The organism is Arthrobacter sp. TWP1-1 (assembly GCF_049897845.1).
Taxonomy (GTDB): Bacteria; Actinomycetota; Actinomycetes; order Actinomycetales; family Micrococcaceae; genus Specibacter.
Genome location: NZ_JAFCXC010000011.1, coordinates 97633 through 121839 on the forward strand (window position 1 = coordinate 97633; position 24207 = coordinate 121839).

The following is a 24207-nucleotide window of genomic DNA, read 5'->3' on the forward strand; positions in this document are numbered from 1 at the left end:
CTAAACCGCCAAGGTGATGTTGTGAATCTCGTCGGCGGCGTGCCCGGTGCGCTCATGAACGCGCAACACGGCATCCGCTGACGAGGCCTCGGACAGGCTGTAGCTGTTGCCGGGGTAGAAGTACCGATTCGTAACTTCTGCTTAGCCAGAATTAACAACCTTGCTCAAGGCAGGGAGAGGACAGTTTTGTCGAAGCTCTATTTCCGTCATGGCGCCATGAATTCGGGCAAGTCAACGGGCCTGTTGCAAGCAGCCTTCAACTATGAGGAACGCGGCCAACGAGTCCTGTTGGCCAAGCCCGGTGTGGACACGAAGGGCGAAAGCTCCATTGTTTCGCGCTTGGGCGTCAGCAGGGAAGTTGACTTCGTCATCCCTCCGGGCGCAGATGCCCGGGCACTCTTTGCCACTCAGGTGGCCGGCGATGATCCCGACGCGCTGCTGGAGCATGTAGACATGGCGCCCGTGGCCTGCCTCTTGGTGGATGAAGCCCAGTTCTTGGACCCCTCCCAGGTTGACGACCTCTTCCGGATCGCCGTCCTCGACGGAGTGCCGGTGCTGGCCTACGGACTCCGGACCGACTTCCGCACCCGCGCTTTCCCTGGAGCGGCCAGGCTGCTCGAAATCGCACATTCCCTCGAGGAACTGAAAACCATCTGCCGCTGCGGCCGCAAAGCTATGTTCAACACCCGCCGGGTTGGCAATGACATAGTGTTCGACGGCGATCAGGTCGCCATCGAGGGTGCCGACGTCTGGTACGAATCACTGTGCGGCAACTGTTACCTCGAGGCGTCCGGGGGACAGCTGGGCTCCGGAGCATAAGGAGCGCCGGCCGACGTCACGCCTCCGGCTGTTATTCCTCGGACTCGAGGATTCGCTGGAACAGGATGTGGTCCTGCCACTGCCCAGCAATTTTCAGGTATTTGGGAGCCAGACCATAGCGCGTGAAGCCGTTCTTCGCCAACACCTTTTGTGAGCGAATGTTGTGCACCAACGTTTCAGCCTGTAGTCGGTGGAGGCCAAGTTGCTGTGCCGCGTAGTCAGCTGCCTCGGCAACGGCGGCGCTGGCAAGTCCCGCACCGTTCTCAGATTCAGATATCCAATAGCCAAGTGCGGCTGATTGGAGCGCCCCATGAACGATCCCGTTGATGTTCAGGCGCCCGGCAAGACGGCCTTCCGGGTTCAGTATCACCAGCGGAACCATGGTGCCGCCTTGATAGGCATCCAGTGCAACGCGAACCAGCTCGGCTTGCTTGGTCTCTGTGAAGAAAACATCCTCGCGCACCGGATCCCAAGGTCGGAGGAATTCCCGATTGCTGGTGAAGAGCGCCGTCAGCTCTTCCACGTCGGATAATTGCAGCAATCTGGTGACGGTACTCGTGGTGCACTCCTTGTTCCCGGTGGCGGCCTTGATGGCCGCCACCGCGGTGGACATTTTTAGAGGTGGTCCAACAGATCTGCCACGGAACCCAGCGCCTGGTTGGGGCGGAACGGGTAGGCGTCGATGTCTTCGGGCTGAGTGATGCCGGTAAAGACCAGCACCGTGTGCAGCCCGGCCTCCATTCCGGCGATGATGTCGGTGTCCATCCGGTCACCGATCATCGCGGTGGTTTCCGAATGTGCCTGAATCCGGTTCATTGCCGATCGGAACATCATCGGGTTGGGCTTGCCCACAATATAGGGGTCCCTGCCGGTGGCCTTGGTAATCAACGCCGCGATGGCTCCCGTGGCTGGCAGCGGACCTTCCATGGACGGGCCCGTGGCGTCCGGGTTCGTGGCGATGAACCGGGCACCGTCACCAATGAGGCGGATGGCCTTGGTGATTGCCTCAAAGGAATAGCTCCGGGTCTCACCCAACACCACGTAATCGGGCTTCTGATCGGTGAGGATGAAGCCTGCCTCGTGCAGCGCCGTCGTCAATCCAGCCTCGCCAATAACGTAGGCGCGGCCGTGCGGCATCTGGGACTTGAGGAACTGGGCGGTGGCCAGGGCCGAGGTCCACAAGTTCTCCTCGGGGATCTCCAAACCGGAGGCTTTGAGCCGGGCAGCGAGGTCGCGCGGGGTGTAAATGGAGTTGTTGGTCAGCACCAAGAACCGTTTGGAGGTGTCCACCCAACGCTGGATCAGGTCTGCGGCCCCGGGTACGGCCTTGTTTTCGTGGACCAGAACGCCGTCCATGTCTGTGAGCCAGCACTCGATGTCTGCGGGCTGGCGTTTTTGCACGTTGCTCATGGTTCCTCCTGATGGGACATAAGGTGTTCAACCCCAGTCTGTCAGATGCGCCCGCGGGCACGGGAATGGCGCGGGGACGGAACGGCTAAAGTTAACCGGTGAGCAATTCCAACAACACTTCCCCCGCGCCGGACGCTGGCGCCCCCGCGGAGACGCCCGAATACCCCGAGCTGCACCATGAAGTTGGCGTTGGTCCGTGGGAAGGCGAGTTGCCGGAAGGCGATCATTGGGACCCGGAGCTGCTGGCCAACGGGGACCGGCGCAACGTGCTCGATGAGTACCGGTACTGGAGCATGGGCGCCATTGTGGCCGAGCTGGACACCCGCCGCCACGAATTCCACGTCGCCATCGAAAACTGGCAGCATGATATGAACATTGGCACCGTGGTGCGCACGGCCAACGCGTTCCTTGCCAAGGAAGTGCACATCATCGGACGACGGCGCTGGAACAAGCGCGGGGCCATGGTCACCGACCGCTACCAGCACGTCCGCCACCACCCCACGGTCGAAGATTTTGTTATCTGGGCGAAGGGCGAAGGTTTGGCGATCATCGGCATTGACATCTTCCCGGATTCCGAGCAGCTGGAAACGTATGAGCTGCCCCGCAACTGCGTCTTTGTGTTTGGCCAGGAGGGCCCCGGCCTGAGCGACGAGGTGCACGCTGCAGCGGAAACCACGTTGTCCATTGAACAGTTCGGCTCCACCCGCTCCATCAACGCCGCGTCCGCGGCCGGCATCGCCATGCACGCCTGGATCCGCCGCCACGTGTTTAACCAGAGCGTCAGCTAGTTCCGGGCGCTCGCCACCCACTGCCGCCCGGCGTCGTGCTTGGAAAAATGTCCACAGACTGAACCATGGCTTCATCTTGTTCGCCACTTTGAGTGCAATCGCTAAGATGGAGCTAGCCATGCGGGACTGACGTGTCGTCAGCCCCTTTGTACCGTTCAGCCCAGAGGAGCTTTTCATGCCCATTGCAACACCGGACAAGTATGCCGAAATGATCGACCGCGCCAAGGCTGGCGGATTCGCCTACCCCGCGGTCAACGTGACATCCTCACAGACTCTTAATGCAACCCTTCAGGGCTTTGCCGATGCCGGAACCGACGGCATCATCCAGGTTTCCACCGGTGGCGCAGCTTACTGGTCCGGCGCCAGCGTCAAGGACATGGTCGCCGGTTCCTTGGGCTTCGCAGCATTCGCTCGCGAAGTTGCCAAGAACTACCCGATCAACGTGGCTCTGCACACCGACCACTGCCCCAAGGACAAGCTGGACGGCTTCGTTCTGCCCCTGCTGGAAGCCTCCGAGGCAGAGGTCAAGGCCGGCCGCGACCCGATCTTCAACTCCCACATGTGGGACGGCTCGCACGAAACCCTCGAAGAGAACCTGCGCATCGGCCGCGAACTGCTGGCCCGCACCCACGCTGCCAAGATGATCCTCGAAGTTGAAATCGGTGCTGTTGGCGGCGAGGAAGACGGCGTAGAGAACGCCATCAACGACAAGCTGTACTCCACCATTGAAGACGGCCTGGCCACCGTTGAAGCCCTGGGTTCCGGCGAATACGGCCGCTACATCACGGCTCTGACTTTCGGCAACGTGCACGGCGTGTACAAGGCTGGCAACGTCAAGCTGCGCCCGGAACTCCTGAAGGAAATCCAGGCAGCCGTTGGTGCCAAGATCGGCAAGGAAAACCCGTTCGATTTGGTCTTCCACGGCGGCTCCGGCTCCTCCGATCAGGAAATTGCTGACGCTGTTTCCTTCGGTGTCATCAAGATGAACATCGACACCGACACCCAGTACGCCTACACGCGTCCGGTTGTTGACCACATGTTCTCCAACTACTCCGGCGTCCTGAAGGTTGACGGCGAAGTTGGCAACAAGAAGCTCTACGATCCCCGCGTCTGGGGCGCCTCGGCCGAAAAGGGTCTGGCAGCACGCGTTGTTGAAGCTGCCTCGCAGCTTGGCTCCGCAGGCAAGACGTTCAAGTAAATGTCTGACGATTTCCGCAAGAACCTCCTCGGCCCGGAGCCAACACTGCTCCCGGCTGAGGTAGATGTTCAGGCGCGTTTGGATGCCGGAGATGAGGCCGTTGATCTGGCCGCCGGTAACCCGACGTCGTCGCTCTTGTGGGCCATCCTGGCAGACGAGGCGTATGCGGAAGGCCGGACCATTGAGTCCTACGCCTACGCTCGCACCGGCTACCACCGTGGACTGGACGCGCTGCGTCGCAATGGCTGGCGCGGAACCGGTCCGGTACCGTTCTCACACGAGGGAAACCGCGGTTTCCTGCGTGCGCTCTACGCACTGGGCCGTGCGGCAGGTGCCATCGGCGAGTCCGATGAAGCCGCCCGCATTGCCACGTTCCTGAACGACTCCGACCCGTTGGCCACGGCCGCGATCGAAGCCGCTCTCTAGCGTTTACGGCAAATGCCGCCGCTACCGCATTTTGCGGGAGCGGCGGCATTTTTGCGTCGGTGGACCTCGGCGCGGGAGCAACCATGAGTCATAATGTGGGCATGGAGAAACCAGTCTCATCGCCGGTCGCCCTCGAAGCGTTTGGCGTGCTTGCCGCCGACATCGCCAATGCCGGCGTCACTGTAGGAAAAATGTTCGGGGCCATCTCGCTGATGGCCGGAGGCAAGGCCGTTGGCTGTCTCCACGGAGACGGAGTGGCGTTCAAACTGGGTCGTGATTCTGCTACCCACGCTGCGGCGCTCGCTCTGCCCGAAGCGGCACTTTTTGATCCGTCCGGGATGGGCAGACCGTTCAAGGACTGGGTGCTGGTCCCACTAGCCTCAGCAGACCAGTGGTTGGCGTTGGTGGAGGCTGCACTCTCCGCCAACGCCGGCTAAACCTGATTGGATTAGTCCCAGATATTGTCTCCGCGCAGGGTCGCGTCAACACCACCGTCGATGTAGATGGTCTGGCCCGTGGTGTGCGTGTTTTCCTCGCTGGTCAGCCAGGCGAGCAGCCGGGCCAAAACGATTGATTCCGAGTGGTAGTTCAGCGGCATCGGCATGTTGTCATCAACAAGCTTCCGGCCATTTTCGGTGGCGAGCATTTTCTCAGTCATCGGCGAAATGACCGTGCCCGGAGCAACGGCGTTGAGCGGGATGCCTGCCCCGGCCCACCGTGCAGTGATGGATTCCCGGCGGATCCAGCGGCTCAATGCTCGCTTGCTTGAGGGGTAATTCAGGTAACCGGCGCGTGGCCCTTGGGCGGCCAATGCGGCTCCGATTTCCAGAGCGGCAGCCTCGTCTCCGGACAGCAGCGCCTCGACGAGCTCGGGGGAGTTGACCTGCAAGGACGCAGCGGAACTGACGACGGCGGCACGCGGCGCCGCGCTCTTGGCCAGGACCGGTGCCAGATACTCCAGGAATTCGGTGACGCCGAAGTAGTTTACGCTGACGGTCAATGGAATGGGTGCCGCGATGCCGGCGCAGGCGATGACTGCGTCAATGCTGCCTCCGGCCAGGTCAATGGCACTTTCCGCGGCGGACTTTCGGCCCGCAGCAGTGCTGAGGTCGGCTTCAATTTCGGCGCCCTTTAGGTCAACGCCAATAACAGTCTCGCCGCGTTCACGCAGCAGGGCAGCGGTTGAGGCGCCGATGCCAGATCCTGCACCGGTGACAATGTACGTGCGGGGAGTGGTGGTGCTTGTCATTTCAAAACTCCTTGGGAGTTGTTGCGTGGATAAAAATTAGGGCTTGTTGCCCAGCTGTGCGGCCAACACGATGGTGGATTTCTCGAATTTCGCCAGGAGGCGCGTGAACTCTGCGCAGTCCCGCTCCGGCCAGCCGTCCAGCAGCTGGTCAACCAAACCATTGCCGGCGCGGACTAACGAAGCGGCAACTTTGTGACCAGCAGTGCTCAACTGCACCCGTTGCGCCCTGGCATCGGTGGGGTCAGCAACTCGCTCCACCAGGCCAGCGCTCGAAAGTCGGCCAACAATTTTGCTGATATTGGAGGCTCCGGTCACCATGTTGGTAGCCAAGTGAGAAGGCCGCAGTGGCCCGTTGTGCGAGAGTATGGTGATCATGGTGATGGCGCCTGGATCGAGGGCCACGCCCTCGCGTGCGGCAACGGCGGTGAGAAATTCCGGAGCCGTCCATTCGGCTAGCACCCGGGTCAGGGAAGCGATGAGCGCTGCGCCATCTGCTAGGCCGGTGGCTTGCTGAGAAGCCGGGATGGCAGTTGCGGCAGCCTGGTCGGTGGTGTTGGAAAGCATGGTATTTCCCCTTTTCCCGGATATCAATTGAAGTGTCCTAAACGCAGTCTACTCCTTTTAGTGTCCTCAAGACAGCATAAAGTGCGACGGCAGTCTGGCGTTCCCGTCGACCCGTCACATAATGCCGCTTAGGAGCATCTAAGCGGCATTATGTGACGGGTCGGTGTACGGGCTTCTTCCATGTGGTGGCGTTAATGTGCGTGAGCTACGGCATTCCGGTAAACTTAGTGGGTAAGACCCCCTTGATCACCTGCGGGCTCGGTAATTGCTGAGGAACGCCGGTGGTTCCCAAGGGGTATTTTCGTGCCCGGACACCGCACGGCGGAACAACCGCTGGTCTCTGCAGCGTCCGGCTCAACTTATGAGCAAGGGGAGGGTCCCATGCCAGCAATCGTAATCGTCGGCGCCCAGTGGGGTGACGAAGGTAAAGGCAAAGCCACAGATCTTCTGGGTGGTTTGGTCGACTATGTAGTGAAGCCCAACGGTGGAAACAACGCCGGGCACACCGTAGTCGTAGGCGGTGAGAAGTATGAGCTCAAGCTCCTTCCTGCCGGTATTCTGAGCCCCAATGCAACACCCATTATTGGCAACGGCTGCGTTGTGAACCTTGAGGCGTTGTTTGAGGAAATCGAGGGCCTAGAGGCCCGCGGTGCGGACACGTCCAAGCTGCGCATTTCCGCCAACGCCCACCTAGTGGCCCCGTACCACCAGGTGCTGGACAAGGTCACCGAGCGTTTCCTTGGCAAACGTGCCATTGGCACCACCGGCCGCGGCATCGGCCCGGCCTACATGGACAAGGTGGCCCGCCTGGGCATCCGCGTTCAGGACCTTTTCGACGAGTCCATCCTGCGCCAAAAGGTGGAAGGGTCCCTCAAGCAGAAGAACGAGCTGCTGGTGAAGGTCTACAACCGCCGCGCCGTCGAGGTTGAGGAAGTCGTGGAGTACTTCCTCGCCTTCGCCGAGCGCGTGCGCCCCATGGTCATCGACGCAACGTTTGTGTTGAATGAAGCCTTGGATCGCGGCGAAGTGGTGCTCATGGAAGGCGGCCAGGCAACGTTCTTGGACGTTGACCATGGCACCTACCCGTTCGTTACCTCCTCCAACCCGACCGCCGGTGGCGCCTCGGTTGGATCAGGCATTGGCCCCACCCGCATCACCCGCGCCGTGGGCATCATCAAGGCCTACACCACCCGTGTTGGCGCCGGACCGTTCCCCACGGAGCTGTTCGACGACATGGGTCTGTACCTGCAAAAGACCGGTGGCGAGTTCGGTGTCAACACCGGCCGCCCGCGTCGCTGCGGTTGGTACGACGCCGTTTTGGCCCGCCACGCTTCCCGCGTCAACGGTTTCACGGACTACTTCGTCACCAAGCTTGACGTCCTCACGGGCATCGAGCAGATCCCTGTGTGCGTCGCCTATGACGTGGACGGTGTTCGCTTCGATGAAATGCCCATGACGCAGACCGACTTCCACCATGCGAAGCCGATCTTCGAGTACTTCCCGGGCTGGACCGAGGACATCACCGGTGCCCGCACCTTGGATGATCTGCCGGAGAACGCACGCAACTACGTGCTGGCACTTGAAGGCATGTCCGGAACCCGGCTCTCCGCCATCGGCGTTGGCCCTGCCCGTGACCAGACGATCGTGCGCTTCGACCTCATCAACGACTAGCAGCACAGCGCAGCACAGTACCTCGGAAGGCGAGTTCGACGCCGGAACGTAAGTTCCGGCGTCGAACTCGCCTTTTTGCGTTGCCGACCTTTGCGTTACTCGCCTGGGACGCAGCCGTGTGCAAGACGGGCTAGGCTGTTTTTACTCGTTAGCCCGATGGAAGGACCCATGGCCATGAAAGTCAGTGTTGGACAATTCAACCCAGGCGGGGATGTTACCGCGAACCTGGCAACCATGCGCAGGCTTTCCGCATCGGCGGCCCAAGAGGGCAGCAAACTGATCCTGTTCCCGGAAGAGGCAATGTTCTCCGTGGGGCAGGTGGACGGTGACTTTTCGGCCGCGGTCGATGCCCAGTGGACCACGTTTGTGCAGGGACTTTCCCTGATTGCCGCCGATGCCGGGATCGCAGTGATCGCCGGCGGATACGAATCCAGTGGCGAGCCCCGCCCGTACAACACCTTGGTGGCGGTGGGTGATGACGGCGAAATTTTGGGAACGTACCGCAAGCTGCACCTTTACGACGCGTTCTCCTACCAGGAGTCCACCCGGATCAAGCCTGGGGACAAGGGCGTCACAGTGGTGGAGGTTGGCGGGTTCAAGGTGGGCATCATGACCTGTTACGACATCCGCTTCCCGGAGTTGGCGCGTGCGTTGGCGATTTCAGGGGTGGATCTGATTTGTGTTTCTGCCGCCTGGTTCAAGGGCGAACACAAGGTGGACCACTGGGAGACGCTGCTGAAGGCGCGCGCCATTGAGAATACCTGCTGGGTGGCGGCCGCGGGGACGTCCAGCAGCCACTGCATTGGCCACTCCGCCATTCTTGACCCCATGGGCATTCCCATCGACTTCCTCAATGAAGAAGCCGAAGGGATCGCCACCGCGGATGTGACGCACCGGCGCGTCGAGGAAGTTCGGGAATTTCTGCCGGTTCTAAGCAACCGTCGCTTCGACAGCAATCCGGTGGTTACCCCGGCCGGATAGAAAGTCGCCGTTGACGTGGAATCAGCCTGTGATTAGTGTCGGGATCAGGAGGAAATCATGAATGATGCCAAGATCTGGGAAGTGCTGGAGCCGATGTACCCGGTGGCACTTGAGGATGTGCCGTTGGACGGGCAGTGGCTCAAACCGCCCTTTGCCAACGACGCCGCCGGCCGTGCCATTGTGTGTAACGACGGTGATTTCCAATTCGTTGTGGTGAACCGGAAAAGCCGCGCCGTGCAGTACGTCTGCGAGGACGAGGAAACGTTGATCGCCTCAACCCTTGACGTCCTGCCGGCCATCGTTGCCGCGTGGGGCTCCATTGACCGGGACACCGTGGGGCCTGAGGACGACGATGATTTTTCGGCCGTCAAGAAGTCCTTTCAGGAGCAACTGACGGTCTTGGATCCGGCCGCAGCCGCCGCCAACGAATTTTGGGCCCTCTACACGGACGAGTTGACGAGCGATGATTACGTGGACCTCGACGATGAAGCGGAAGAGGAAGAGGAGCCGGAATCCGATTCGGGGGACAACGACCGGCCCAGCAGTGACGCGTCATTTGTCGATGCCTAAGGTGGAGTCACAAGCGGCATGACCTGGGCGTAACAGCCCGGCGTCGAAGGGGGATTCGGCCTGCCATGCGATTAGGCTCGAGACATGGCAATAATAAATGATCCGCAGGTCATCCGGCGCCTGCTGACCACTCCCGGGCGGTGGGCCGTTGTGGGCCTTTCCGGCAACCCTCTGCGACCTGCGGTGGATGTCTCCGCTTTTCTCCAGCAACGTCTTGGCCACGAGATCATTCCGGTGAGCCTCAAGGGCGACGATGTTCACGGCGCCAAAGGCTATAAGACCCTGGCGGAGATCCCAGGAGCAGTGGACGTGGTGGACTGTTTTGTAAATTCTGCCAGGGTCGGAGCTGTGGTTGACCAGGCCATAGCCATTGGCGCCAAGGCCGTCTGGCTGCAGCTCGGGGTTATTGATGAGGACGCCGCGGAACGTGCGTTGCTTGCCGGACTCGATGTTGTCATGAACACCTGCCCCAAGATTGAATCCGCCAAACTGGGCCTTTAAGCCCGAGCTTTGACGTGCCGCGTTCTTGCGCTGCAAGCAAGAAAAGCCACGAGCCAGAAAAGAAGAGATGCCACGCCATTTTTCCCCTTCACGTCACGACGGTCGCCGCATAGGCCTCTTGATCCTTAGCTTTGTGGTTGCGCTCGTAGTGGCCGGGACGTGGTGGGTGGTCTCAACAACATCACCTGATGCGGCCGGAGACGCAGTTGTTGGCACCGCTGGGCAAAGTCCGGCCTCAACCTCGACGGACTTAACCGCGACGGCGGCTGCAACGACCGCGCCAACCCAGGCTCCGGCGTCGTTGGTTCCCAGCGCCATCCCGACGAATCCGGCCACTGGGCGAGTGGATACCCTTGAGGGGTTGATTCCCGATTACGTGCTGCCGCCCATCGTGGACGGGTTGGCACCGGTGCTGACCAAGGTGCCAACGGAGCAAAAGGTCGTGTTCCTGACCATTGACGACGGCGCCGTGCAGCGTGACTCGGATTTGGCGCTGCTGGAGCAGAGCGGGATCAAGGCCTCGCTGTTTCTGGCCCATAAGTACATTGCGGACCAACCTGCGTTTTACCTGAAGTACACCGCGGCCGGTCACTTGATCGAGAACCATACGATGACCCACAATCTGGGGTTTATTCAGCTGAGCTACGAAGAGCAAAAGGCGGAGATTTGCTCCATGGCCGACTTTGCCGAACAGCAATATGGGCGGCGTCCGGTCTTCTTCCGACCTCCCGGCGGCCCCTATACGCAGGCGACCCGGCAGGCCGTTGCGGCGTGCGGGCTCAAGGCCATCGTGGATTGGGAAGCAAAGGCCAATGCGGGTGGGATGGACTACCAGGTGGGAGCCGGGCTGCGCCCGGGCGAGATCGTCCTGATGCACTTCCGCCCGGAATTCCCGCAGGATCTTGCGGCCTTCTTGAAAGCGCAGGAGGCTGCCGGGTTGAAGGTTGTGCTGTTGGAGGATTACCTCGCGACGGCGTAACGGGTAGCGTGGATGTCATGACGCGCATTGTTTACTACACGGCTTCAACGCTCAACGGCTATCTCGCAGATCAGCACGATTCCCTCGACTGGCTCTTTGCTGTCAAAGGTGAGGGTGGTCCGGACATCGCCTCGTTCATGGAGACCATGGGTGTTTTCGTGGAGGGTTCTTCCACCTATGAGTGGGTCCTCAAGCACGAGAACTTGCTAGCGGAACCGGTCAAATGGCAGCAGTACTACGGCGATAAGCCCACCTATGTGTTTTCCTCACGGACGCTGCCTGTGCCCGAGGGAGCCGACGTGCGCTTTGTTAACGGTCCTGTGGCTGGTGTGCTCGAGGAAATCAAGGAAGCCTCCGGAGACTTGGACGTGTGGGTTGTTGGCGGCGGCGACCTCGCCGGGCAGTTCCTGGACCTGAACGCCTTGGACGAACTCGTCGTCACCTTTGCCCCGGCCACGCTTAGCTCTGGGGCGGCTCTGTTGCCGCGCACCGTTGGTTCGGATCGCCTGTCGCTGCGCAGCGCCGAACAGCATGGCCCCTTTGCCATGTTGCACTACGACGTCCGCAGTGCCACGTGAGTATTACGGCGGCAGACCTTCGCGCTGCCGCGTTAGCCATGCCCGGCTCCTATGAGGACTTCCCTTTCGGGCCGGAGACCAGCGTTTTCAAGGTCAAGGCGCCCAGCGGTGGAACGGAACGCCCCGGCAAGGTCTTCGCCCTCGTGGATCTTGAGGCCGAGCCGCTGCGAGTCAGCCTCAAATGCGATCCCGAGTTGGCGCCGGCCCTGAGGGTGGCCAACCCTGGCATCACCGGCGGTTACCACCTAAATAAACGCCATTGGAACACCGTGGACACCTCCTGCGTGGAGCGGCAAATGGTGCTGGAAATGGTGGAAGATTCGTACGATCTTGTGGTGGCGGGGCTGCCCAAGAAACAGCAGGAAGCATTGGAGTGGAGCGCGTATGTCGCCAAGAGTTAGCCGTGGCCGCCTGGACTATCCGTATCTGGGACTGACCCGGGATGCGGCCCAGAAGCCAGCTGACCCGGAGCAGTGGCCCAAAGGGTTTGCCCATGTAGACAAGACGCTGAACGTTGGAAACGGCCAAGACGTATTCAACGCTCTAGCCGAGGGCATCATGACGTGGAAGATTCAGCGCCTCGCCGGCCTACAGGTCAAGGCTCCGCCCCGGGCAGCCGTTGGTGCACACGTTGTGAGCGGCTTTGGTGTGGGCAACCTCAGACTCCCCGTTCCGTGCGAAGTTGTGTGGGCCATGGAACCAACGCTCTTAGCCGGACCCGACGGGCGGGAGATGCAGATGGCTGGCTTTGGCTACGGTACCTTGCCTGGGCATCCGGCCTTGGGCGAGGAGGCGTTTATCGCCATGCTGATGCCCGATGGCGGCGTCCACTTTAGGCTGCTCGCGTTCAGTAAACCGGCCGGCTTGATCTATACGCTCGGCTCGCCCGTGACTAAATTGACCCAAGCAGGAGTGACGCGCTCTTATCAGCAGGCGGCGCGCACCTTGGCTGGCGGTTTCTAGCTGCGCGCAAGGAATATCGCGTCATAATTCATGGGACATAGGACTTCCGTCGATGTGACGGATAACATGAGTGCATCGTCTGGTGACGCAAGTCACGATACTGGGGGCTGGGCGAAGATATTTTCGATCAATCTGTTGTCCCGTACCAGGAGAAATTGATGCATAAACTGTCCGCTGCCCTAGCCGTATCCGCCCTCGTGTTGACGGGTGCGGTGTTCGCCCCCGTAGATGTCCAGCCAGTCCAGGCAGCAACGCCCGCTGCCGTGAATGCGCCCGCAGTGATCGTCCCCGGCGCCTATTCTCTGACCAATGCCGCAAGTGCCAAGAACCTACATGTTCAGGGGGTTTCGATCACGGCGGGTACCAGCATCGTGCAGAACGCACCCCGTGCCACGGCCGGCCAGTCTTGGTGGGTGGCGCAGAGGTCACCCGGTGTCTATACGCTCCGCAACAACAACAGCGGGTTGTGCCTGCAGGACGCCGGTGCCTCCGGGGCGCCGCTGACCCAGGAGGATTGTGCTGCCGTTCCGTCTCAAGACTGGAATTTGGTGGCCGGGCCGGATGGGTACGCACTAGTTAGCGCGAGCTCCGGGCGGGTCGCCGATGCGTCAGCTGGAGCCAAGGTGGTGTCTGCGCAGACCAGCTCTGCCGCCTCCCAGCGCTGGGTCCTATCCGCCAATAGCATCGCGCGCGTCGCCGCGTGGGGCGTAGCACTGACTGACGGTGGCCCTTCGCTGCAAGACAAGACCATTCGGATGGTGGTGCGCCCCAACACTGCCGGAAACGCTCAACGCGTGACGCTTTCCAATCGTTTTGGGACCACGCCGTTGGTGGTCGGTTCGGCAACTGTGGCCTACCAAGGGACTGGACTCTCGGCGTCGGGCGCCCCGTCCCAATTCACGTTTCGCGGGCAAAGCACCGTCACCATTCCCGTGGGCGGCGAGGTGGTCAGTGATGCTCTGAACGTGCCGGTAAAGACGGATGCCAAGCTACTGGTCAGCGTGTTTGTTGCCGGTTCCATCCCGGTGTCCACCTTCCACAACCTTGGCAACGTCTCGAATGGCATTGCAGACGGGAACCATGCCGCCGACACCTCCAATGCCAGCTTTACCCAGGGTTCATCGCAGTACTACTTCCTTAAAAGCATCGACGTCATCTCCGCGACGGCCAAGGGTTCCATGGTGGCGCTAGGCGATTCAATCACGGATGGATATGGCTCAAGCCTCAACGGCTTTAACAACTGGCCGGCCCAGCTGGCCGACAAGATCAACGCACGCGATAAATCGATTGCCATGGTCAACGCCGGTATCAGCTCCAACCGTGTGACCTTTGAAGCCGGTGGTGCCAAGAGCCGTGGAATGGCCGCAACCACACGCTTCGCCTACGATGTTGCCGCCGTACCGGGCGTCACGTCCGTGTTCCTCTTCGAGGGAATTAATGACATTCCCGATGGTGCAAGCAGTGACCGAATCATCGAGGGCTACCGAAACATCATTGCGCAGGCAAGGGCTGCAGGCCTGAAAGTCTATGGCGCAACCATGACGCCAACCAAGGACACAGCATCATTCACAACCGCCCGTGAACTGACCCGGACCACCGTCAACAATTGGATTCTCAGCAGTGGCGAGTACGACGGCGTTGCAGACTTCTCGGCGTCGGTCGCCGATCCCGCCGACCCCGAACGGATTCTTCCCGCCTTCGACGGCGGGGACAGGATCCATCTGAATCCTGCAGGCTATGCGGCGTTGGCCGGGGCCGCTGATGTTGCGCCGTTCACCCTGGCTGGCGGGTTCTAGGCGCCTTTAAAACGACGACCCGTCAGGTAACGCCGCTAACCAAAGGGCTTAGCGGCGTTACCTGACGGGTCGAGGAACAGGAAGCCTTAGCCGAAGTACTTCGGCAGCGTTCCTTCGTGTGCTTCGCGGAGCTCGTCCAACGGAGCGGTGAACAGACCCTGGATATCCAGGGCTGCGCCGGCCGCGTCAACTACACCGATGCGGGACACCGGGAAACGGCGTGCCGTGCACATGTCGTTGAAGCGAACCTCTTCGCTGCGGGGAACTGCCACAATGGCGCGTCCTTGAGTTTCGGAGAACAGCAAGGTGAAGAGGTCAACGCCATCGCGGGCGGCAACCTCATCCAGTGCCACGCGGGCACCGGTGTTGAATCGCAATGCTGATTCCACGAGAGCAGCCGCAAGGCCACCTTCGGAGAGGTCGTGAGCGGAATCGATCATGCCGTCACGTGAAGCGTTGATCAGGATTTCACCCAATTCGCGCTCGAGCTCAAGATCAACCTTCGGCGGCAGACCGCCCAAGTGGCCGCGCATGTTGGCCCACTCCGAACCATCCATTTCAGCGGCCGTGGTGCCCAACAGGTAGATTGCCTGACCGTCCTCGGCCCAGCCCGACGGCGTGCGGCGAGCGACGTCGTCGAACTTACCCAAAACCGCAACCACAGGGGTCGGGTGGATGGGGGTGGAACCGGTCTGGTTGTACAGCGAGACGTTACCGCCGGTGACCGGGATACCCAGCACCATGCAGGCGTCGGACAGGCCGCGGATGGACTCGGCTAGCTGCCACATGACGTCCGGATCCTCGGGGGAGCCGAAGTTCAGGCAGTCGCTGACGGCCATGGGGACGGCGCCGGAGGTGGCGACGTTGCGGTAAGCCTCGGCCAGGGCCAGCTGTGCGCCGTGGTACGGGTCAAGGAAGGTGTAACGGCCATTGGCGTCGGTGGCCAAGGCAACGCCTAGGCCGGTTTCCTCATCGACTCGGACAACGCCGGAATCGTCGGGGAATGCCATGGCGGTGTTGCCACCAACGTAGCGGTCGTACTGGTTGGTGATCCAGTCCTTGGAGCACATGTTGGGGGAGGCGATGAGTTCCAGCATTGCTGCTTTCAGCTCGTCAGCGGTAGCCGGGCGGCCCGCGTCCTGGACGGATCCAGTAAACGTGTCAGCCTGCAAGGCATCCTGCCACTCGGGGCGGGCGAACGGGCGGTCGTAGACAGGTCCGTCGTGGGCCACGGTGCGCGGGTCGACGTCAACAATGACCTCGCCTTCCCACTTGATGATCAGGCGGCCGGTGCCGGTGACTTCGCCGAGCCAGGAGTACTCCACGGCCCACTTTTCCATGACAGCTTCAAACGCGGCCATGTTCTCCGGCGTCACAACCGCCATCATGCGTTCTTGCGACTCTGACATCAGGATTTCGCCCGGGGTCAGGGTGGGATCGCGCAACAGCACGGAGGTCAGTTCAACTTCCATGCCGCCGTCGCCGTTGGAGGCCAGCTCCGAGGTGGCGCAGGAAATACCCGCAGCACCAAGGTCCTGGATACCTTCAACAAGGGAACCCTTGAACAGTTCCAGGCAGCACTCGATGAGTACCTTTTCGGCGAAAGGATCGCCCACCTGAACGGCGGGGCGCTTGGACGGCTTCGTGGAATCGAAGGATTCACTGGCCAGCACCGAAGCGCCGCCAATGCCGTCGCCGCCGGTGCGTGCGCCGAACAAGACAACCTTGTTGCCCTTGCCCGAAGCATTGGCCAGACGGATGTCCTCGTGGCGCATGACGCCAACAGCCAACGCGTTGACCAAGGGGTTGCCCTGGTAAACAGAGTCAAAGACCATCTCGCCACCGATGTTCGGCAGGCCCAGCGAGTTGCCGTAACCACCAATGCCGGCCACTGCACCGTGCATGACGCGGGCGGTGTCGGGGTGATCGATTGCACCGAAACGCAGCGGATCCATGACGGCCACGGGGCGTGCGCCCATGGAGATGATGTCGCGGACGATGCCGCCAATGCCGGTTGCTGCACCCTGGTAGGGCTCAACGAACGACGGCGAATTGTGGGATTCGATCTTGAACGTTACGGCCCAGCCGTCGCCCAAGTTGGTGACGCCGGCGTTTTCGCCGATGCCGACCAGCATGTCCTTCTTCATTTCCTCGGTCACCTTGTCGCCGAACTGGCGCAGGTGGTTCTTGGAGGACTTGTAGGAGCAGTGTTCGCTCCACATGACGGAGTACATGGCCAGCTCGGCGCCGGTGGGGCGTCGGCCCAAAACCTTCACGACGTCGTCGAACTCGTTTTGCTTCAGGCCCAGCTCGGCCCAGGGCAGTTCAACCTCGGGAGTCACTGCGGCGTTGGCAACGGTGTCGATGTTGAACTTCTTGGTGGTGTCAGCGGAGATCTCGGACATTTATTTGCCTCCCAGAAGCGTGTTCAAAACTGAGGTGAAGAAACCCAGTCCGTCGGTGCCCGTGTGGCCGGGGCCGTAACCGGTTTCGACGGCGTGCTCGGGGTGCGGCATGAGGCCCACCACGTTGCCGGCGGCGTTGGAGATGCCAGCGATGTCACGGCGTGAACCGTTCGGGTTGCCGCCAACGTAGCGGAAAGCCACGCGACCCTCGGCCTCAAGGGCGTCGAGCGTCTTTTCGTCGGCGATGTACTGGCCATCCTGGTTCTTCAACGGGATGGTGATGTCCTGACCGGCCGAGTAGGCGTTGGTCCAGACGGTGCTGTTGTTCTCAACGCGCAGGACCTGATCGCGGCAGAGGAACTTCAGGTGATCGTTCTTGATCATGGAGCCGGGCAGCAGGTGCGCCTCGGTCAGGATCTGGAAACCGTTGCAAATACCCAGAACAGGCAGCAATGCCTCTGAGTTCGCGGCGTCAACAATCTTGGACATCAGCGGGGCGAAGCGGGAGATGGCACCTGCGCGCAGGTAGTCACCGTAGGAGAATCCGCCGGGGATGATGACTGCGTCAACTGCGGCAAGTTCGGTGTCGGCATGCCACAGTTCGACGGCGGTGGCGCCGGAAAGGCGGACAGCGCGGATTGCGTCGCGGTCATCGAGCGTGCCCGGGAAGGTGACAACGCCGATGCGAGCTCCCGCAAGGCGGGAATCAACGGGAGTCTGGGTGAGACCACCAATCAAGGGAGTTTCACTCATGGTTAGTCCGCCACAACTTCGACGTTGACTACATCTTCGATGACGGGGTTGGAGAGCATGGTCTCGGCGGCTTCGCGGGCCTGGGCCAGAATCTCGTCGGTCACCTCGCCGTCAACCGTCAGTTCAAAGCGCTTGCCCTGGCGGACAGCGGAGAATGCGGTGAAGCCCAAGCGGGGAAGTGCGCCAACAATGGCTTTTCCCTGCGGGTCCAGAATTTCGGGCTTGAGCATAACGTCGACAACGATCCGAGGCATCGCGGGAACTCCTGGTTGTAAAAGGGGTTGGCCGCGGAGGTGCCGTCTTACGCCATGTTGTGGGCCAGGTTCTGTTCCACCTGAAAACCTGTACGTATGGGCGCTCCGCGAGCTTGCTCTCCTATTCTACGTAAGTGTTAGCGAACTCATGAACTCTAGTGGTTCACGTCTCGTTGATGCCGTAATTAGCGCCGTCGTTGGTGCCGTCAAGAGAAGTGTTGCCAACCCTTTTTATGTGAGTCGAAACACGGTAGGGTGATTCACGTCATATATGGGTCATGGGTTGTCCCATGTCTGATGCGGCTGCTCCGGCAGGCGCCAAACGTCATTCGCACACCATTTACCGGCCGTACCGGCCGTTTGAAAGGAACGCATGAATTCCATCGAAACGTCCACGCACCTTAGAAGCCGTAGATCCGGGAGAGTTGCTCTCACCGCAGGGGCGCTTACCGCGGGGCTGCTTACAGCCTTGCTCGCTCCCGCCGTTGCTCCCGCCGTCGCGCAGGAGCAACCGACTTCCACCTCGGCACCCAGCTACTTGGAACAGGTACTCGCCAGCAACGGTGACAACGCCATAGATCCGGTTCTTGGCAAGAACTATCGCATCCCCGCCCTGGCTGACTTGGGCAATGGAGTGCTGCTGGCCTCCTACGATGGCCGTCCCGATGGTGCAGATTCTCCGTCGGCAAACTCGATTGTGCAGCGTCGCAGCACCGACGGCGGCAAGACGTGGGGCGCGCCGACGTTTATTGCGCGGGGCCAGGTCGCGGCAACCGGAGTCCAGCGCTACGGTTTCAGCGATCCGAGTTATGTGGTGGACAAGGAAACCGGCACGGTCTTCAACTTCCACGTCTATTCCAAGGAACAGGGCTTCGTTGGCAGCATCTTCGGCAATGACGATGCCAACCGGCAGGTCATCAGCACCGAAGTCTCTGTCTCAACCGATGGTGGAATTAGCTGGTCAACCGACCCGGAGCATGGACCAGCGCTGCCGGTCGAGGCGAGCTACCCGGCGTCGTCACCCTTTGCCAACTTTGCTGGCCCGCTGGTCACCAATGTCGCGAAGCCGGTGGGGGATACCGTCAACGGTGTAACCAATGTGGGCGGGGTTGCCGGCATGTTCGCCTCTTCTGGAGAAGGTATTCAGCTCAAGTACGGTCAGTTCAAGGGCAGGTTAATCCAGCAATATGCTGGCAAAGTTAAGCAAGCCGACGGCAGTACGCTCATTCAGGCCTACAGCGTTTACTCCGACGATCACGGAAAAACCTGGCAGCGCGGGGCCTTTGTTGGCACTCGGATGGATGAAAACAAGGTGGTCGAGCTCTCTGACGGACGCGTCATGCTCAATTCGCGTGACAACGCCGTCGGCGGTGGCCGCAAGGTGGCCATTTCCTCCGATGGTGGCCTCACATACGGGCCTGTTCGCTATGATTCCTCACTCGTGGACCCCACCAATAATGCGGGCCTGACCCGAATGTTCCCTGATGCGCCCGAGTCCTCCGCCGCAGCCAAGGCGCTCCTATTCTCCAACTCGAATAACCGCTCGTCTCGCAGCAATGGCGCCATCCGCTACTCGTGCGACGACGGCGCCACATGGAGCGCCGGTAAGACTTTCAAGACCGGGGCGATGAGTTACTCCACCATCACGGCGCTTTCCGATGGCACGTTCGGGCTGTTCTATGAAGGCGACTCCAACACGATGACGTTCGCCAATCTCAACGCCGACTGGATTGGCGCGTTTTGCGACGCCACCCTCACTACCGCTGCACTTACTGGAGCCAATGGCGCTACCGTTTCTGCCAGCATGACGGTTTCAAACACCTCAGATGCACCACTTGTTGGTGGGACAGCTACCTTTGCTCCACTGTCAGGCTGGGAGTTTGGCACTGTGACGGTTCCTACCATCCCCGCTCACGGTCAGGCTCAGCTTTCTGTTCCCGTTGGCATTCCGGCTTACGCCAAGGCAGGCGCAACCAGCATCACAGCACGCGTCACCGTGGACGGCCATGTGTTGAACGCGGCGGTTCCAGTCACCATTACCGGTGGCGCAACGGAGAGCATCGTCGGTGCCACGATCGCCGGGTACCGTTACGATGCCAACCGAAATCTGTCGACCAACCCTTATGCGGCCGGGGAGTCCGTACCGTATGCCTTCACAGTGGCCAGCACCGGAAACATCCCTGAATCCGTGGTCCCGCAAACCGGCAATCTGAAACCCTTTGTGCCGGCCGACGGTGGGGGCAACTGCCGGTTCCTAACGCTCGCGGTCTGGGGCGGCTACAACTGCACCACGCCGAAACATGTTGTCACCGCGGATGAGGCACAGCAGGGTTTCTTTGTGCCGATCACTACGTGGCAGGTAGCTGGCACGGGCGCAACTACGGTCAACTACACCATTACGGGCAGCGAAGTTGACCTGCTGGTTCGCAATCCCGAGCTTTCGGCAACGGCGGCTGCTGTATGGAACGATGTCGACGGCAACGGTTTGGCCGGCACCGGCGACACCGTCACCACCACCGTTACGGCCACCAACTCGGGCAACGTCACCCTGACCGGTGTTGCCGGTCTCGGCACCGACCACGGCACCTTGGCCGTCGGTGCCTCGGTAGACTTCACGGAAACTCGTGAACTCACGACGGCGGAACTTGCCGCAGGTGCCGTAGCGGAGCGTTCCATTGCGCTCGCCGCCGCCAACGGCGCCAAGGATGCGTCCACGGATGTTGCCGTGCAGGGCATTGAACTGCCCTTGCTTCCTCCGATGCCTGACTTTGAGCCGTCCATCAAGCCTCTGGAGTTGACGGGGCAGGCCCCAATCAGCCTAGGCCTGAAGGCTGGCAAGTACAGGGTCGGCGACACCGTCACGGTCAAGAACCTTACGGCCAATGAATGGGCCTACGTTCACCTGAACGAACACAGCGCCCGCATCGGCTGGTTCCTGGCCGACGCGCAGGGCAATGTCACCTTCACAGTTCCGGCAGGAACCAAGAATGGCAAGGACAACCTGGTGGTCTCTGACAAGGATGGACAGTTCCTGTCCTTCGGCAGCTTCCATGTAACACCGTAACGAGCGTGTACAAACGAGGGGCTGTTTTCACCTTGGGTGGAAGCGGCCCCTCGTTTTCTTCTGCTCCGCCCAAGCTGGGGCGGGGCCAAAATTCGATAGGATTGCCCAATGGTTTCAGTTGCTGCCCAGTGGTCCGGAATGTTCGCACAACACATCGATGGAGATGGTGTGCAGAGCTTCTCCAGGTTGGATCCAAACGGGTATTTGCCACCCGTTACGGACAACCTAGCCAACCGTGCGCGCATGGCGGCGGGGATCCGCGCGGCATGGCGCAGCAACGGTGGAACGTTGACGCTCGAGGGTCACGGCGCGGCGGATTGTGCCCCTTATGACGTCCTGATTAACGGCGAACGAACCCACCGCCTGCCCGCCGTCGGCATTCACCGGCATGAGGTGGTGCTGGATGGGCTCGCGGAGAATTCGCTGGTGCAGCTGTGGTTGCCCCACTTTGGCGATTTCACCATTGGACAAGCAACGCTCGACGGCGAGTTCGTCACCTCCGCGGGGGAGGACGGTCCTCGGTGGATCACCTACGGCAGTTCCATTACGCACTGCCAACAGGCAGACGGTCCTACCCAGACGTGGCCCGCGGTCGTTGCGCGTGAGAATGGCTGGCGGCTGACGAATCTTGGCCTTGCGGGCGAGTGCCAGCTTGATCCGATCGCCGCGGACACGATTGCCCAAACCCCGGCCGATCTCATCTCCCTGTGTGTTGGCATCAACAGCTACAACGCGGCTGTCTTTTCCGAGCGTAGCTATGGCCCAGCATTGCAGGGCTTTATCACCACGATTCGCCGCGCCCACCCCGGTGTGCCTGTTGTGGTCATTTCCCCGGTGCTGTCGCTGCCACGCGAACAAAAGGTCAATGAGGTGGGCTGGACGTTGGTCGACTACCGTCGGGCCACCGCCAGCGTTGTTGCGGCCATGCAAGCCAAGGGAGACACCGCGCTCCACCTCATCGACGGCTCAACGGTGCTGACCGAACAGGAAGCACTCGACAGGCTTCCCGACACCCTGCACCCGGACACGGCCGGATACGCCATCATGGCACAGCGCCTAGCTCCGCGGTTGGCCGCCGCCCTTACTCACGGGTGATGGTTTCCAGGGCCGCACGCAGCCGGCCACGCAGCACGGTCGATTCCGCGCTGAACGCTCTCTGCTGGCCCACATAATCGGCCTTGCCGGCGGCGGTCTCAATCTGAATCGGCGGGTAACCCCACTCGGCCAGATCGTAGGGCGAGGCGCGCATATCCATGGCCCGGATGCGCCACGACAGCTCAAAACAATCCATGACGAGCTCGCTCGGCAGCGCCGGCGATAGCTTGTACGCCCACTTGTAGAGGTCCATATTGGCGTGCAGGCAGCCCGGTTGCTCCAGATCGCGCTGATTCTCCCGGGTGGGGCGCAACTCATTGAGGCCCGTCGCCTGCGGAGTGTAAAAACGGTAGGCGTCAAAGTGCGTGCAGCGGATCCGGTTTTCCTCGACGACTTGGTCCGTGCCGCCGGAGCCGAGCCTCAATTCCAGGTATTCGTGCCGCACCGCATTGGCCTCCTGTTTGTAGACCATGGCCCATTCATGCAGCCCAAAACAGCCAAACTGCGCTGGTCGTGCCTGGGTCCGGCCCAGGATGATGGCCGCAAAATCCACGGCGTCCTTGCGTTGCTCCAAGAACTTTTCCCGATCAAGCACGACGGCGGGACCTTGCGCAGATGCCCCGGCCGCCTCGCGCTCCGCGTCGCTGGCTTCCCGGTAGAACTTCCAGCCCAGACGCTCGGTGGCGCTTTCGCCGGCGAGCACCACGCCGGCACCAGGGTGCCATCGTGAGAGCTGGCCGGGTTTTTGCGTGTAGTAGGTGAAGAGAAAATCCTCGACGGGGTGCTTCTTGTTGGCCGAACGTCGGGCAAGATATGGAGCGGCGTAGCGGTCCACGCGGGCACGGTGTGCGGCGGCCCGGCCCTGCCAAGCATCCTCGGCCAAGGTGGCGAGGAGTGGAGGAGTCGCTGGCGTCATGTCCTTAATTATCCGCCATTTCCCGTCTGCCATGAGCCGGGCTGGTAGCTGCGCCTGCGCCGTCGTCCGTTTGGGAAGCCGCGGCGATCAAGGCCATCATGGAGCGGTGCAGGGCCATGGCGCCCTCGCGGTCAAGTCCCAGCCGGGCCATCATGGTGCCGGGCACCGCGAGGGCCTGCTGGCGAAGGGCCGCACCCTCGGCGGTGAGGTCAACGCAGAGCGCACGCTCATCCGCGGCGTCCTTGGCGCGTGTGATGTAGCCGAGGGCTTCGAGGCGCTTGAGCAGCGGGGAGAGCGTGGCCGATTCCAGCAAGAGGGCTGCGCCGATGTCCTTGACGCGACGCGGGGCCTGCTCCCATAACGTGAGCATGACCAGATACTGCGGGTGGGTCAGCTGCATGGGTGCCAGGACGGGCTTATAGGCGGCGATGACGCTGCGGGAAGCAACGCTGAGTCCAAAACACAGCTGCCGTTCAAGCAGGAGATCGTTCTCGGCGGTGCTCACGGACACACCCTTTCGTTTAGTTAGTGCACTAACTAACAGGGTACTATGGATAGTGTTCCGCTTATCAACCGGGTTGTTTCGACCCCTCGCGCTGCAAGGAAAGCCAACCATGGCCAAGACGCCTTTCGTCCAGAAATTGATGAGCCTCACGGGTCGTTTGCGCTATATTTTTGGCCCGGCCAGCAGTAGCCCCCTCGATCACGAGATGACTCCGGAAAATAAGGACCTGCTTGTCCAGCAGCAGGCGGCAGCGCAGGAATTTGTCACCGTCAAGCGGGCCGACGGTAGCACGTATCTGGTCCCTAGGGACCCCAATGACCAATCGCGTCGCTAGTCCACTGTTGGAATGCCCGGCGCCTTTATGGCACCCCGGGAGTAAAATTAAGTGACGCAGAACACTTGATGGTACTCGACAGGAGAGGGGGAGTTGACGATGACGAGCGGTGAAAAGTTCTTGGACAAATTCATGCACGCCACCGACCGGGCCCAGAAGGTTTTTGGCCCTGCCGATCAAGGTGACATGAGTGCTCCGGTGGAGCATCACCATGATGACCTCGAGGAGAGCGGGCAAGAGCAGCTCTCTCACTATGACGAGCACACGGATTCAGAAGGCCATCACTACGCAGAGCGTAAAAGCGAGGCCTAGTAGACGCAGAAAAGGCGGTACCGGAATCGGTACCGCCTTTTTCGATCGGAGGTGATGTGGGCGTAGCCGCCCAAAC

27 protein-coding genes are annotated in these 24207 nt (G+C 61.1%); 18 read left to right on the forward strand and 9 right to left on the reverse strand.

Going from position 1 to position 24207, the window contains the following annotated elements; all coding sequences use genetic code 11:
* Nucleotides 1–186: 186 nt before the first annotated feature.
* Nucleotides 187–819: a thymidine kinase gene (locus ACP7B9_RS16245; protein ID WP_425865000.1), complete on the forward strand. Its 633-nt coding sequence runs from the start codon at nucleotides 187–189 to the stop codon at nucleotides 817–819.
* A gap of 31 nt (nucleotides 820–850) precedes the next feature.
* Here ACP7B9_RS16245 and ACP7B9_RS16250 read toward each other — a convergent pair whose 3' ends face one another.
* Together ACP7B9_RS16250 and ACP7B9_RS16255 are read right to left on the reverse strand one after the other, a co-directional pair.
* Nucleotides 851–1432 (reverse strand): GNAT family N-acetyltransferase, encoded by a 582-nt coding sequence (locus ACP7B9_RS16250; protein WP_425865001.1) that lies wholly within the window; start codon nucleotides 1430–1432, stop codon nucleotides 851–853.
* Nucleotides 1433–1434: 2 nt separating this feature from the next.
* A complete protein-coding gene (locus tag ACP7B9_RS16255) occupies nucleotides 1435–2229 on the reverse strand; it encodes an HAD-IIA family hydrolase (protein WP_425865002.1) in 795 nt (264 codons plus the stop codon).
* A gap of 98 nt (nucleotides 2230–2327) precedes the next feature.
* Here ACP7B9_RS16255 and ACP7B9_RS16260 point away from each other — a divergent pair, with 98 nt between their 5' ends.
* The 4 genes from ACP7B9_RS16260 to ACP7B9_RS16275 all read left to right on the forward strand — a co-directional run bounded on the left by ACP7B9_RS16260 (nucleotide 2328) and on the right by ACP7B9_RS16275 (nucleotide 5078).
* A complete protein-coding gene (locus tag ACP7B9_RS16260; RefSeq protein ID WP_425865003.1) occupies nucleotides 2328–3017 on the forward strand; it encodes a TrmH family RNA methyltransferase in 690 nt (229 codons plus the stop codon).
* A 175-nt stretch (nucleotides 3018–3192) separates the two neighbouring features.
* On the forward strand, nucleotides 3193–4215 hold the full coding sequence (fbaA, locus tag ACP7B9_RS16265) for a class II fructose-bisphosphate aldolase (protein WP_425865004.1): 1023 nt from the start codon (nucleotides 3193–3195) through the stop codon (nucleotides 4213–4215).
* On the forward strand, nucleotides 4216–4641 hold the full coding sequence (locus ACP7B9_RS16270) for a DUF3151 domain-containing protein (protein WP_425865005.1): 426 nt from the start codon (nucleotides 4216–4218) through the stop codon (nucleotides 4639–4641).
* A gap of 101 nt (nucleotides 4642–4742) precedes the next feature.
* Nucleotides 4743–5078, forward strand: coding sequence for a hypothetical protein (locus ACP7B9_RS16275; RefSeq protein ID WP_425865006.1), 336 nt, complete (start codon nucleotides 4743–4745; stop codon nucleotides 5076–5078).
* 11 nt (nucleotides 5079–5089) lie between these two features.
* Here ACP7B9_RS16275 and ACP7B9_RS16280 read toward each other — a convergent pair whose 3' ends face one another.
* The gene (locus ACP7B9_RS16280; protein WP_425865007.1) at nucleotides 5090–5890 is read right to left on the reverse strand and encodes an SDR family oxidoreductase; all 801 of its coding nucleotides are present in this window, start codon (nucleotides 5888–5890) and stop codon (nucleotides 5090–5092) included.
* Nucleotides 5891–5926: 36 nt separating this feature from the next.
* The gene (locus ACP7B9_RS16285) at nucleotides 5927–6454 is read right to left on the reverse strand and encodes a MarR family winged helix-turn-helix transcriptional regulator (RefSeq protein ID WP_425865008.1); all 528 of its coding nucleotides are present in this window, start codon (nucleotides 6452–6454) and stop codon (nucleotides 5927–5929) included.
* A 381-nt stretch (nucleotides 6455–6835) separates the two neighbouring features.
* On the opposite strand from ACP7B9_RS16285, the gene ACP7B9_RS16290 reads away from it, so the two are divergent.
* The 9 genes from ACP7B9_RS16290 to ACP7B9_RS16330 all read left to right on the forward strand — a co-directional run bounded on the left by ACP7B9_RS16290 (nucleotide 6836) and on the right by ACP7B9_RS16330 (nucleotide 14493).
* A complete protein-coding gene (locus ACP7B9_RS16290; RefSeq protein ID WP_425865009.1) occupies nucleotides 6836–8125 on the forward strand; it encodes an adenylosuccinate synthase in 1290 nt (429 codons plus the stop codon).
* A 174-nt stretch (nucleotides 8126–8299) separates the two neighbouring features.
* Nucleotides 8300–9106: a carbon-nitrogen hydrolase family protein gene (locus tag ACP7B9_RS16295; protein ID WP_425865038.1), complete on the forward strand. Its 807-nt coding sequence runs from the start codon at nucleotides 8300–8302 to the stop codon at nucleotides 9104–9106.
* 57 nt (nucleotides 9107–9163) lie between these two features.
* A complete protein-coding gene (locus ACP7B9_RS16300) occupies nucleotides 9164–9676 on the forward strand; it encodes a hypothetical protein (protein ID WP_425865010.1) in 513 nt (170 codons plus the stop codon).
* A gap of 84 nt (nucleotides 9677–9760) precedes the next feature.
* The gene (locus ACP7B9_RS16305; protein WP_425865011.1) at nucleotides 9761–10177 is read left to right on the forward strand and encodes a CoA-binding protein; all 417 of its coding nucleotides are present in this window, start codon (nucleotides 9761–9763) and stop codon (nucleotides 10175–10177) included.
* A gap of 67 nt (nucleotides 10178–10244) precedes the next feature.
* On the forward strand, nucleotides 10245–11156 hold the full coding sequence (locus ACP7B9_RS16310; protein WP_425865012.1) for a polysaccharide deacetylase family protein: 912 nt from the start codon (nucleotides 10245–10247) through the stop codon (nucleotides 11154–11156).
* 17 nt (nucleotides 11157–11173) lie between these two features.
* Entirely contained in the window at nucleotides 11174–11734 is a 561-nt protein-coding gene (locus ACP7B9_RS16315) for a dihydrofolate reductase family protein (protein WP_425865013.1), read from the forward strand.
* A complete protein-coding gene (locus ACP7B9_RS16320; protein ID WP_425865014.1) occupies nucleotides 11731–12135 on the forward strand; it encodes an MmcQ/YjbR family DNA-binding protein in 405 nt (134 codons plus the stop codon). Before ACP7B9_RS16315 ends, ACP7B9_RS16320 begins: the two co-directional genes overlap by 4 nt.
* Nucleotides 12119–12697 carry a DUF1990 family protein gene (locus ACP7B9_RS16325; RefSeq protein ID WP_425865015.1) on the forward strand — a complete coding sequence of 193 codons (579 nt, stop codon included), beginning with the start codon at nucleotides 12119–12121 and terminating at the stop codon, nucleotides 12695–12697. The genes ACP7B9_RS16320 and ACP7B9_RS16325 overlap by 17 nt, the downstream gene beginning before the upstream one ends.
* A gap of 158 nt (nucleotides 12698–12855) precedes the next feature.
* Nucleotides 12856–14493, forward strand: coding sequence for a GDSL-type esterase/lipase family protein (locus ACP7B9_RS16330; protein WP_425865016.1), 1638 nt, complete (start codon nucleotides 12856–12858; stop codon nucleotides 14491–14493).
* 86 nt (nucleotides 14494–14579) lie between these two features.
* Here the strand turns inward: ACP7B9_RS16330 and purL are convergent, their stop codons facing one another.
* From purL to purS, 3 genes are read right to left on the reverse strand one after another with little or no spacing between them, the layout of a single operon-like run.
* The gene (gene purL / locus ACP7B9_RS16335; protein WP_425865039.1) at nucleotides 14580–16889 is read right to left on the reverse strand and encodes a phosphoribosylformylglycinamidine synthase subunit PurL; all 2310 of its coding nucleotides are present in this window, start codon (nucleotides 16887–16889) and stop codon (nucleotides 14580–14582) included.
* Between the two features lie 9 nt (nucleotides 16890–16898).
* Nucleotides 16899–17651 (reverse strand): phosphoribosylformylglycinamidine synthase subunit PurQ, encoded by a 753-nt coding sequence (purQ, locus tag ACP7B9_RS16340; RefSeq protein ID WP_425865017.1) that lies wholly within the window; start codon nucleotides 17649–17651, stop codon nucleotides 16899–16901.
* A gap of 2 nt (nucleotides 17652–17653) precedes the next feature.
* Complete coding sequence (gene purS / locus ACP7B9_RS16345; RefSeq protein ID WP_110483480.1) at nucleotides 17654–17905, reverse strand: phosphoribosylformylglycinamidine synthase subunit PurS; 252 nt, start codon at nucleotides 17903–17905, stop codon at nucleotides 17654–17656.
* Between the two features lie 373 nt (nucleotides 17906–18278).
* Here purS and ACP7B9_RS16350 point away from each other — a divergent pair, with 373 nt between their 5' ends.
* The gene (locus tag ACP7B9_RS16350; protein ID WP_425865018.1) at nucleotides 18279–20969 is read left to right on the forward strand and encodes an exo-alpha-sialidase; all 2691 of its coding nucleotides are present in this window, start codon (nucleotides 18279–18281) and stop codon (nucleotides 20967–20969) included.
* 108 nt (nucleotides 20970–21077) lie between these two features.
* The gene (locus ACP7B9_RS16355) at nucleotides 21078–22064 is read left to right on the forward strand and encodes a GDSL-type esterase/lipase family protein (RefSeq protein WP_425865019.1); all 987 of its coding nucleotides are present in this window, start codon (nucleotides 21078–21080) and stop codon (nucleotides 22062–22064) included.
* Here the strand turns inward: ACP7B9_RS16355 and ACP7B9_RS16360 are convergent.
* Entirely contained in the window at nucleotides 22051–22980 is a 930-nt protein-coding gene (locus tag ACP7B9_RS16360) for a 3-methyladenine DNA glycosylase (protein WP_425865020.1), read from the reverse strand. The two genes, ACP7B9_RS16355 and ACP7B9_RS16360, sit on opposite strands and share 14 nt — an antisense overlap.
* A 4-nt stretch (nucleotides 22981–22984) precedes the next feature.
* Nucleotides 22985–23491, reverse strand: coding sequence for a MarR family winged helix-turn-helix transcriptional regulator (locus ACP7B9_RS16365; RefSeq protein ID WP_425865021.1), 507 nt, complete (start codon nucleotides 23489–23491; stop codon nucleotides 22985–22987).
* Between the two features lie 103 nt (nucleotides 23492–23594).
* Between ACP7B9_RS16365 and ACP7B9_RS16370 the strand changes: the two genes are divergently transcribed.
* On the forward strand, nucleotides 23595–23819 hold the full coding sequence (locus ACP7B9_RS16370; RefSeq protein ID WP_425865022.1) for a hypothetical protein: 225 nt from the start codon (nucleotides 23595–23597) through the stop codon (nucleotides 23817–23819).
* Between the two features lie 99 nt (nucleotides 23820–23918).
* Complete coding sequence (locus ACP7B9_RS16375; protein ID WP_425865023.1) at nucleotides 23919–24131, forward strand: hypothetical protein; 213 nt, start codon at nucleotides 23919–23921, stop codon at nucleotides 24129–24131.
* The last annotated feature ends 76 nt before the right edge of the window (nucleotides 24132–24207 follow it).

What these genes read in the sequence shown, in the direction of transcription:
- fbaA (WP_425865004.1), top strand. Translation starts at nt 3,193, where the DNA reads ATGCCCATTGCAACACCGGACAAGTATGCCGAAATGATCGACCGCGCC.
- ACP7B9_RS16295 (WP_425865038.1), top strand. Translation starts at nt 8,300, where the DNA reads ATGAAAGTCAGTGTTGGACAATTCAACCCAGGCGGGGATGTTACCGCG.
- ACP7B9_RS16375 (WP_425865023.1), top strand. Translation starts at nt 23,919, where the DNA reads ATGACGAGCGGTGAAAAGTTCTTGGACAAATTCATGCACGCCACCGAC.
- ACP7B9_RS16330 (WP_425865016.1), top strand. Translation starts at nt 12,856, where the DNA reads ATGCATAAACTGTCCGCTGCCCTAGCCGTATCCGCCCTCGTGTTGACG.
- ACP7B9_RS16280 (WP_425865007.1), bottom strand. Translation starts at nt 5,890, where the DNA reads ATGACAAGCACCACCACTCCCCGCACGTACATTGTCACCGGTGCAGGA.
- ACP7B9_RS16305 (WP_425865011.1), top strand. Translation starts at nt 9,761, where the DNA reads ATGGCAATAATAAATGATCCGCAGGTCATCCGGCGCCTGCTGACCACT.
- ACP7B9_RS16325 (WP_425865015.1), top strand. Translation starts at nt 12,119, where the DNA reads ATGTCGCCAAGAGTTAGCCGTGGCCGCCTGGACTATCCGTATCTGGGA.
- ACP7B9_RS16350 (WP_425865018.1), top strand. Translation starts at nt 18,279, where the DNA reads ATGAATTCCATCGAAACGTCCACGCACCTTAGAAGCCGTAGATCCGGG.
- ACP7B9_RS16255 (WP_425865002.1), bottom strand. Translation starts at nt 2,229, where the DNA reads ATGAGCAACGTGCAAAAACGCCAGCCCGCAGACATCGAGTGCTGGCTC.
- ACP7B9_RS16285 (WP_425865008.1), bottom strand. Translation starts at nt 6,454, where the DNA reads ATGCTTTCCAACACCACCGACCAGGCTGCCGCAACTGCCATCCCGGCT.
- ACP7B9_RS16360 (WP_425865020.1), bottom strand. Translation starts at nt 22,980, where the DNA reads ATGACGCCAGCGACTCCTCCACTCCTCGCCACCTTGGCCGAGGATGCT.
- ACP7B9_RS16300 (WP_425865010.1), top strand. Translation starts at nt 9,164, where the DNA reads ATGAATGATGCCAAGATCTGGGAAGTGCTGGAGCCGATGTACCCGGTG.
- ACP7B9_RS16310 (WP_425865012.1), top strand. Translation starts at nt 10,245, where the DNA reads ATGCCACGCCATTTTTCCCCTTCACGTCACGACGGTCGCCGCATAGGC.
- ACP7B9_RS16290 (WP_425865009.1), top strand. Translation starts at nt 6,836, where the DNA reads ATGCCAGCAATCGTAATCGTCGGCGCCCAGTGGGGTGACGAAGGTAAA.
- ACP7B9_RS16315 (WP_425865013.1), top strand. Translation starts at nt 11,174, where the DNA reads ATGACGCGCATTGTTTACTACACGGCTTCAACGCTCAACGGCTATCTC.
- purQ (WP_425865017.1), bottom strand. Translation starts at nt 17,651, where the DNA reads ATGAGTGAAACTCCCTTGATTGGTGGTCTCACCCAGACTCCCGTTGAT.
- ACP7B9_RS16355 (WP_425865019.1), top strand. Translation starts at nt 21,078, where the DNA reads ATGGTTTCAGTTGCTGCCCAGTGGTCCGGAATGTTCGCACAACACATC.
- ACP7B9_RS16370 (WP_425865022.1), top strand. Translation starts at nt 23,595, where the DNA reads ATGGCCAAGACGCCTTTCGTCCAGAAATTGATGAGCCTCACGGGTCGT.
- purS (WP_110483480.1), bottom strand. Translation starts at nt 17,905, where the DNA reads ATGCCTCGGATCGTTGTCGACGTTATGCTCAAGCCCGAAATTCTGGAC.
- ACP7B9_RS16270 (WP_425865005.1), top strand. Translation starts at nt 4,216, where the DNA reads ATGTCTGACGATTTCCGCAAGAACCTCCTCGGCCCGGAGCCAACACTG.
- ACP7B9_RS16275 (WP_425865006.1), top strand. Translation starts at nt 4,743, where the DNA reads ATGGAGAAACCAGTCTCATCGCCGGTCGCCCTCGAAGCGTTTGGCGTG.
- ACP7B9_RS16250 (WP_425865001.1), bottom strand. Translation starts at nt 1,432, where the DNA reads ATGTCCACCGCGGTGGCGGCCATCAAGGCCGCCACCGGGAACAAGGAG.